General features: G+C 70.2%; 6 protein-coding genes, 1 rRNA gene and 1 pseudogene. 7 read left to right on the top strand and 1 reads right to left on the bottom strand.

What is annotated here, in order from left to right:
• The 7 genes and pseudogenes from rrf to recN all read left to right on the top strand — a co-directional run.
• Positions 1–115: ribosomal RNA gene (gene rrf, locus IU459_RS33425) — 5S ribosomal RNA — on the top strand; the annotation flags it as partial.
• A gap of 624 nt (positions 116–739) precedes the next feature.
• A pseudogene (locus IU459_RS33420) lies at positions 740–1,885 on the top strand (tetratricopeptide repeat protein); the annotation flags it as partial.
• Positions 1,886–2,444: 559 nt separating this feature from the next.
• A complete protein-coding gene (locus tag IU459_RS33415; RefSeq protein WP_195133585.1) occupies positions 2,445–3,335 on the top strand; it encodes an HAD-IIA family hydrolase in 891 nt (296 codons plus the stop codon).
• Positions 3,336–3,348: 13 nt separating this feature from the next.
• The gene (locus tag IU459_RS33410) at positions 3,349–3,654 is read left to right on the top strand and encodes a hypothetical protein (protein ID WP_195133584.1); all 306 of its coding nucleotides are present in this window, start codon (positions 3,349–3,351) and stop codon (positions 3,652–3,654) included.
• Between the two features lies 1 nt (position 3,655).
• A complete protein-coding gene (locus IU459_RS33405; protein ID WP_195133583.1) occupies positions 3,656–4,477 on the top strand; it encodes a TlyA family RNA methyltransferase in 822 nt (273 codons plus the stop codon).
• Positions 4,474–5,433 carry an NAD kinase gene (locus IU459_RS33400; protein WP_195133582.1) on the top strand — a complete coding sequence of 320 codons (960 nt, stop codon included), beginning with the start codon at positions 4,474–4,476 and terminating at the stop codon, positions 5,431–5,433. Before IU459_RS33405 ends, IU459_RS33400 begins: the two co-directional genes overlap by 4 nt.
• A complete protein-coding gene (recN, locus tag IU459_RS33395) occupies positions 5,411–7,195 on the top strand; it encodes a DNA repair protein RecN (protein ID WP_195133581.1) in 1,785 nt (594 codons plus the stop codon). The genes IU459_RS33400 and recN overlap by 23 nt, the downstream gene beginning before the upstream one ends.
• Positions 7,196–7,198: 3 nt before the next feature.
• On the opposite strand, the gene IU459_RS33390 is transcribed toward recN, so the two are convergent.
• On the bottom strand, positions 7,199–7,618 hold the full coding sequence (locus IU459_RS33390) for an SRPBCC family protein (protein ID WP_195133580.1): 420 nt from the start codon (positions 7,616–7,618) through the stop codon (positions 7,199–7,201).
• Positions 7,619–7,620 lie beyond the last annotated feature (2 nt).

The following is a 7,620-nucleotide window of genomic DNA, read 5'->3' as shown; positions in this document are numbered from 1 at the left end:
CGGCGGCCATAGCGGCAGGGAAACGCCCGGTCCCATTCCGAACCCGGAAGCTAAGCCTGCCAGCGCCGATGGTACTGCACTCGACAGGGTGTGGGAGAGTAGGACACCGCCGGAACATCCTTCACGATAGGGGACCCAGAATCTGGGTCCCCTATCTGCGTTTGAGCACCGGATAGTGCTCGGGCGAAATTGCCGTGCCCGCGTCCCACCGCGGATACGTGATTGAATTTGTGGGTCCGAACAGATTTTTCGCGAAATCCAGAAAGGGAGCACCGTGCCGGAACAAAACGACGATCGGAAGCCCTTCCGGCGTGGCGCTCCCGACTCCGGGTCCGGCCGGCGAGGCGAGGGCGGTGATGCGAGCCGACGGGGCGGTGGATTCAAACGCCGGGCCGATTCCGGTGAGCGCGGCGGCTTCGCACGACGCGGAGAGTCGGGCGGCTACGGTCGGCGCGACGATTCCTCCGAGCGTGGTGGTTTCCAGCGGCGCGACACTTCGGGCGGGTTCGACCGCCGGGGTGAAGCGGGTGAGCGGCGGAACGACCAGCGCGGCAGCTCGTCCGGTGGATTCCGACGCCAGGAGTCCGGTGAGTCCGGCTACCGCCGCGGCGGCGATGGGCCGAGGCGAGGCGGTTTCGAGCGCCGCGACGATTCCGGTTCGCGGGGCGGCTTCACCGGCCGGGGCGGTGCGGGAGAGCGTGGCGGCTTCAAACGTTCCGAGGACTCCGGAGAACGTGGCGGCTTCAAAGGCCGGAGCGATTCCGGTGACCGGCGCGATGAGCCCCGTGGCGGCTTCCGCTCGGGTGAAAAGTCCGGTCCGCGAGGTGGTTTCGATCGAGGCGAGGCCCGTGGTGGATACCGCCCTCGGCGGGATGATACCGGCGACCGGGGCGATGTCCGCCGTGGCGAGACCGGCGGACGTGGAGGGTTCGGACGCCGTGGTGCCTCTGGCGAGTACGGCGATGCGGGACGTGACGACTCGGGCTTCCGGCGCCGGGATGACGCGGATGATCGGCGCCGTTCGAGCACGGATCGTGATGCGGATGATCGGCGCCGTCCGAGCACGGATCGTGATGCCGCCGCGCGCGGTGGCGAGGCGGATCGTGACGACCGGGCACCGCGCGGCGACGCGTCGCAGGAACGTCGTCGTGGCGGCGAAGGCGCTCGTGTCGGCGGCGGCCGGTCGTCGGATCGGCGTCCCCCGCGGCCGGAAGAACCCGACCTGCCGGACGACCTCCAGGCCACCGATCTGGACCCGGCCATCCGGCGTGACCTGCTCAGCCTGGACAAAGGCAATGCGGAGACGGTCGCGCGCCATCTCGTGATGGCGGTACGACTCATCGATGACGACCCGGGTTTGGCGCTCGCACACGCGCGGGCGGCCCGGCAGCGTGCCGGTCGGATCGCGGTGGTTCGCGAGACCGCGGGGGTCGTGGCATACCACGCCGGTGAGTGGGCGGAGGCTTTGTCGGAGTTGCGGACCGCACGCCGGATGTCCGGTGGTTCCGGCCTGCTGGCCGTGATGGCCGACTGCGAGCGTGGTCTCGGCCGACCGGAGCGCGCGATCGAGCTCGGCCGCAGCGACGAGGCACGTGCCCTGCGCGGAGACGAGGCCACCGAACTGCGCATCGTCGTCGCGGGCGCACGGATGGACCTGGGCCAGTACGACCAAGCGGTCGTCACTTTGCAGACGTCGGACCTCGACCCGTCCCGCACCGGCTCGGCCGCGGCCCGCCTCTTCTACGCCTACGCCGACGCGCTGGTCGCGGCGGGCCGGACGGATGAGGGCCTCACCTGGTTCCTCAACGCCGCATCGGCCGACCTGGACGGCGAAACCGACGCCGAAGAACGCGCCGCCGAACTCACCGGCGACATCGACCTCTGACCGAATCCCATAGCGCTCGATCTCGCCCGAGCGTTGGTTGACGCGTGCGGATAGTGCGGGCAGGCCACTCCGAGGATCCGGATACCCAGCGGAAACTCTTCCGCCCGCGCGAAGGAGCAAGCGGCCTGAGGGCGACTCTGCTGTAGCTGCTGAAGCCCCATCGCGAGGTCGGAAAGGTGCGTGTCGACTCCGGCGTGCGATCCTGCGCTGCTGGCAGAAGTAGTGCGGACGGTCGCCGCCGAACGGACCGAGCGGGCCAGCGCAAACGATATGACGGGACGCAAAAGTCTCGAGTTCGGCTGCGGTTGCGCGTTGGCGGCGGCGGGACGGAGACGCCGGTTGAGGAGTCGAACCCCTTGGTGCGCGAAAACCACGGCGTTGCAAGTGCTATGTGGCGGTACGGATCCTGTCTTGGCGAGTGGCCGACGCCACGCCATTCCGGTCAGCCGTCTGGCGTAATCTTCGATTGTCTCGGACTCGCCGAGCGGCTGTGCTGCCGGAGAGCCCGGCGGTATGCGAGTCGGCACGGCGCCGATCGGTGACACGGAGTGAGAGTGGTGTGAAGCGACTACGGGATCGCTACCGAGCCCTGCTGCTGGATCTGGACGGCACGCTGTATCGCGGACACGAGGTGATCGAGGGCGCGCCGGAGGCTTTGACCGCCGACGGGGACGCGGCCCAGCGGCTGGTGTACGTCACGAACAATGCCAGCCGGGGACCGGCGGTCGTGGCCGCGCATCTGGCTGATCTCGGCTTTCCCGCGTCCGCCGATGATGTGGTGACCAGCGCCCAAGCGGCCGCCCGGTTGCTGGCCGAGCGACTCGACCCCGGTGCACAGGTGCTGGTCGTCGGCACCGACGACTTGGCCGCCGAGGTGGACGCGGTCGGGCTGCGCTCGATCCGGCGTTTCAACGGCGCCGCGCCGGCCGCGGTGGTACAAGGCCATTCACCCCATACCGCATGGCCGGACCTTGCCGAGGCCGCATACGCGTTGCGCGCGGACGCCTTGTGGGTCGCGGCGAACACCGACAAGACTTTGCCGAACGAACGTGGCCTCGCGCCGGGCAACGGTGCGATGGTCGCCGCGCTGCGGGCCGCGTCCGAGCGGGAGCCGGTCGTGGCGGGCAAGCCGTACCCGCCCCTACTGGAGGACGCGCTGGTCCGGGCGGACTCGCGCAGCGCACTGGTGGTCGGCGATCGGCTGGACACCGACATCGAAGGCGCCAACCGCGTCGGCCTCGACGCGCTGCTGGTGCTGACCGGCGTCAGCACCCTGGACGAGCTGCGTGAAGCACCGGACGAACGGATACCCACCTACGTCTGCGACTCCCTCGAGGCTCTCAACCACGCACCTGTCGACCCGGAGCCCGATACCGACCTCGGCGAGGTCCTTCGGCGTAACCCGGGACGAGCTGTGACGGTCCGCGCGTGCGGTTCGGAAATCCGATAGCGTTGACGCCACGATGACTACTCCTACGCCCCGTCCGAACGTTCCCGGAACGCCCGCTGGTGGGCATGGTCCCCGGCCCGGGGTCCCGTTGCCCGGTCAGCATCCGGGTGCGCAAGGACGCCCGGAGCCGGCCGACCCGGAGCGGATCCGCGGCGAGGTGGACAGTCTGCTCGCCGAGCTGGAGCGACCCGGCTGGAGCGGGGCGGCGCCCGCCGCCGACAGCGCCGAAGCCGGTGTCGATATCACCCGGCGCGCTCGCATTCTGGAGCAGGCGCATGACGTGCTCGTACAGGCGCTGGCCACGGTGGACAAGATCTGAGGTGGCCAGACGCACGCGGGTGGACGCGGAACTGGTTCGCCGCGGATTGGCGCGATCGCGAGAGCACGCGGTCGAGCTGATCGGTGCGGGCCGCGTCCTGATATCCGGAACGGTCGCGATGAAGGCGGCGACCGCCGTCGAGGCGGGCACGCCGCTGGTGGTGCGCGAGCAGCCGGACGAAGTCTCCTGGGCCTCACGCGGGGCACACAAGCTGCTCGGCGCGCTGGAACGGTTCGAGCCGGACGGATTGTCCGTCGCGGGCAAGCGCTGCCTGGACGCGGGCGCGTCGACCGGTGGTTTCACCGACGTGCTGCTCAGTCGGGCGGCGCGGGAAGTGGTCGCGGTCGACGTCGGCTACGGGCAGCTGGTTTGGCGTCTGCGCAACGACGAGCGGGTGCGGGTCCTCGACCGCACCAACGTGCGCAATCTGACGCCCGAAATCATCGGCGGCACGGTCGAACTGGTGGTGGGCGATTTGTCTTTCATCTCGCTGGGCTTGGTGCTGCCCGCGCTGGCGGCCTGCTCGGCGCCGGGCGCCGACCTGTTGCCGATGGTGAAACCACAGTTCGAGGTCGGCAAGGAGCGCGTCGGCTCCGGCGGCGTCGTCCGCGATCCCGCGCTGCGTGCCGAAGCGGTGTGCGCGGTCGCGGCGGCCGCCGCGGACCTCGGCCTGCGTACCGCCGGCGTTGTGGCGAGCCCGCTGCCAGGCCCGTCCGGCAATGTCGAATACTTCTTGTGGCTGCGCAACGAAGGGCAGTTCGAGTACGACCGCGAGCTGGTGGCGACGCTGGTCGAGCGTGCGGTTGAGGAGGGTCCACAGTGAACGCGCCGGCCCAGCCATGCGGCCGGGAGATCTTGCTGGTGTCCCACCCGGGGCGGGCGGAAATCATCGAGACCGCCCACCGGGTGGCGAAGATCTTCGCGGATGCGGGCATCTGCCTGCGAGTGCTCGCCGACGAGGCGGACAGCACCCGATTCGAGGCCGAGCCGGGCGGCTATCCGGTGCGCGTGGTCGCGCACGGCCCGGAAGCGGCGGTCGGCTGCGAGATGGTGCTCGTGCTGGGCGGCGACGGAACCTTCCTGCGCGCCGCCGAGCTGGCGCGTCCGGCTGCGGTGCCGGTGCTCGGGATCAACTTGGGGCGCATCGGATTTCTGACCGAGGCCGAGGCCGAGCACCTGGACGAAGCGCTCGCCCAGGTGGTGCGGCGTGATTACACCATCGAGCACCGGATGACCATCGACCTCACCGTCCGGGTCGACGACGAAGTGGTCGAGAGCGGCTGGGCACTGAACGAGGCGAGCATCGAGAATGCCTCGCGCATGGGCGTATTGGAAGTGGTGCTCGAAGTCGACGGCAGGCCGGTGTCGGCATTCGGCTGCGACGGCATTCTGATCTCCACGCCGACCGGATCGACCGCCTATGCTTTCTCCGCGGGCGGCCCGGTGGTGTGGCCGGAACTCGAAGCGTTGCTGGTGATCCCGAGCAACGCCCACGCCCTGTTCGCGCGGCCGCTGGTGACCAGCCCGGATTCGCGGATCGCGGTCGAATCGGTGGCCACCGGACACGATGCGATAGTTTTCCTGGACGGCAGGCGCACGCTCGCACTGCCCAGCGGGGGCCGAGTGGAGGCGGTTCGCGGCGCCGAACCGGTGCGCTGGGTGCGGCTGGACTCCGCACCGTTCGCCGACCGGATGGTGCGCAAGTTCCAATTGCCCGTGACGGGCTGGCGTGGCCGACGGCGAACGGAGAGCACACGTGCTGACAGAGATCAGGATTGACGGCCTTGGCGTCATTTCCACGGCGACCGCGCAGTTCCATGCCGGACTGACCTGCCTGACCGGTGAGACCGGCGCGGGCAAGACCATGGTGGTGACCAGCCTGCACCTGCTCAGCGGCGCCCGCGCGGACGCGGGCCGGGTCCGGCTCGGCGCGTCCCGGGCCGTGGTGGAGGGCCGGTTCACCGTCGAGGACGTCAACGACGCCGCCCGGGCCGAAGTCGCCCAGGTGCTGGAAGCGGCCGCGGCCGAGCAGGACGACGACGGCAGCATCATCGCGATCCGGACGGTGGGCAGTGACGGGCGTTCCCGTGCGCATCTGGGCGGACGCGGCGTGCCCGCCTCGGTGCTGGCCGATTTCACCGCGCCCCTGCTGACCGTGCACGGCCAGAACGACCAGCTGCGGTTGCAGCGCCCGGACCAGCAGCTGTCCGCGCTGGACCAGTTCGCCGCCGACGCGGTGGGCCCGCTGCTGCGGAAGTACCAGGCGCAGCGCCGATCGTGGCTCGACGCGCGCGCCGAACTGCTCGAACGCACCGCGCGCAGCAGGGAATTGGCGCTCGAAGCCGAACGGCTCGCGCACTCGCTGAACGAAATCGACAGCATCGCACCCGAACCCGGCGAGGACGTGCGCATCGTCGACGAGGTCCGCAGGCTCAGCGATCTGGACTCGTTGCGCGAGGCGGCGGCGACCGCGCACGACGCGCTGGCCGGACCGGCCGATACGCCTGAAGACGGCTCCGGCGCACTGGAATCGCTCGGCGCCGCACGCGCCCGCATCGAAGCGGCCGACGACCCCGCGCTGGTCGCTCTCGCACCGCGCCTGGCCGACGCCATCGCGGTGGTGGTGGACGTGACCACCGAGCTGAGCGGTTATCTCTCGGATCTGCCTTCCGATCCGGGCGCGCTGGATTCGCTGCTCACCCGGCAGGCCGAGCTGAAGACGCTGACCCGCAAGTACGCACCCGACATCGACGGCGTGCTGGCCTGGGCGCAGGAAGCACGCGCGCGGCTGGGCTCACTCGACGTCTCCGAGGAAGCGCTGGCCAAGCTGGCCGCCGAGGTGGATACCGCCGCCGAGCGGGTGCGGGAGACGGCGAAGAAGCTGAGCGCGACGCGGAGCAAAGCCGCGGGCAAGCTGGCGGCGGCGGTGAGCGCCGAGCTGGGTGGTCTCGCGATGGGCAAAGCGCGTCTCGAGGTCGACGTGCGGCCATTGCCGGCCGGACCGCAGGACGCGGCGCCGCTCACCGTCGACGGGCAGGAGTTGCATGCCGGTCCCGCGGGCATCGATGAGGTCGAGTTCCGTCTGTCCGCGCATTCGGGCGCGCAGTCGCTGCCGTTGAGCAAGAGCGCGTCCGGTGGTGAGCTGTCCCGGGTGATGCTGGCGCTCGAGGTGGTGCTGGCCAGCTCCGATCATGGCGCGACGATGGTGTTCGACGAGGTCGACGCGGGTGTCGGCGGCCGGGCCGCGGTCGAGATCGGTCGCAGGCTGGCCCGGCTGGCCCGCACCCACCAGGTCATCGTGGTGACTCACCTCCCGCAGGTCGCGGCGTTCGCCGATACCCATCTCGTGGTCGACAAGTCCGACGACGGGAAGGGCGCCGTCAACAGCGGCGTCCGCGCGCTGACCAATGACGAGCGGGTCATCGAGCTGGCCCGCATGCTGGCCGGTCTCGACGACACCGAGACCGGCCGGGCGCACGCGGAGGAACTGCTGGCGACGGCCCGCGCGGAGAAAGCGGGCGCCACCGCGGTGACGCGCTGACGATCAGCGCACCGCTTTCCGCGCGCCGTTCATGAACACGCCGATCAGGTTCTTCAGTCCGAGTTCGACGACCTTGGCGGGGACGGGAAGCTTGGGGTCGGATTCCATCGTGTAGGAGACCAAGGTGCCGTTGTCGGCGTCGGCGAAGGTGACGATGCCGACGTGCCGCTTCACCGGCGCGCCCTTGACGACCTTGTACTCCATCCGCTCACCGGGCACCAGCTCGGTGATCTCCTCGGTGACGCCGACCGGGCCGACGCCGATCAGGTGCTGCGCTCCGACGCCTTCGCGTTCGGTCAGGCCGGGCTTGGTCAGCTTGATCTGGACCGGCAGATAGGGACTGATGCTCTCGCGGTCGGCGAAGAGCCGGTACACGACCTCGCGTGGGGCGGGAATGACGGCGTCGACGGTGGTGCTGGCCATGG

Source organism: Nocardia amamiensis, assembly GCF_015477605.1.
Classification (GTDB): domain Bacteria; phylum Actinomycetota; class Actinomycetes; order Mycobacteriales; family Mycobacteriaceae; genus Nocardia; species Nocardia amamiensis_A.
This window is presented reverse-complemented; position numbering and strand designations above follow the sequence as displayed.

Coding starts and splice junctions, on each gene's coding strand:
- IU459_RS33410 (WP_195133584.1), top strand. CDS start 3,349: ATGACTACTCCTACGCCCCGTCCGAACGTTCCCGGAACGCCCGCTGGT.
- IU459_RS33390 (WP_195133580.1), bottom strand. CDS start 7,618: ATGGCCAGCACCACCGTCGACGCCGTCATTCCCGCCCCACGCGAGGTC.